This window comes from Bradyrhizobium sp. 33ap4, from assembly GCF_032654765.1.
Taxonomy (GTDB): domain Bacteria; phylum Pseudomonadota; class Alphaproteobacteria; order Rhizobiales; family Xanthobacteraceae; genus Bradyrhizobium; species Bradyrhizobium australafricanum.
In genome coordinates this window covers 1-665 of record NZ_JAUMTJ010000223.1, presented here as the reverse complement: position 1 = coordinate 665, position 665 = coordinate 1, and the positions used below count along the sequence as shown (strand labels likewise).

Genomic DNA, 665 nt, shown 5'->3' with positions numbered 1-665 from the left:
GTTGAAGGAGTGCTGTGGATCGTGCGTACGGGGTCTCCCTGGCGCGATCTCCCGGAGGTCTTCGGCGATTGGAACAGCGTGTTCCGGCGCTTCAGCCGATGGAGCATCAAGGGTGTTTGGTGGCGGATATTCGAGGCGATGTCCGATGATCCGGACTTCGAATATCTGATCGTCGATTCCACCATCGTTCGGGCGCATCAGCACGCCGCCGGCGCCAAAAAAGGGGGTCTGAAGATCAGGCGATCGGCCGCTCGCGCGGGGGCCTGAGCACCAAGATACATCTGGCCGTTCGAGGCTTGGGATGTCCGGTGCGGTTCACGCTGACCGCGGGTCAGAAGGGCGATGCACCGCAAGCCGCCACATTGATCGAAGGCTTATCCGCCGAAGTCGTCATGGCCGACGCCGCCTATGACGCCGATCACTTGCGCCAAGCCATCGCCGCCAAAGGCGCGCTCGCCGTCATTCCCAACAACCCGTCACGCGCGCTCAAATACCCACTCGACAAGCATCTCTACGCCCAGCGTCATCTCGTCGAATGCTGCTTCTCAAAGCTCAAGCAGTTCCGACGTGTCGCAACCCGCTTCGAAAAAACGGCCCGGAATTACCGGGCCGTCGTCACTCTCGCTGCCATTGTTCTATGGATGCGCTAGTGTCCACACCACCTA

Annotated in this window: 1 pseudogene; it reads left to right on the top strand. The window is 60.8% G+C overall.

Annotated features, from left to right (window positions below):
* Nucleotides 1-650 (top strand): annotated as a pseudogene (locus Q2M23_RS43745) (IS5 family transposase); the annotation flags it as partial.
* Nucleotides 651-665: the final 15 nt, after the last annotated feature.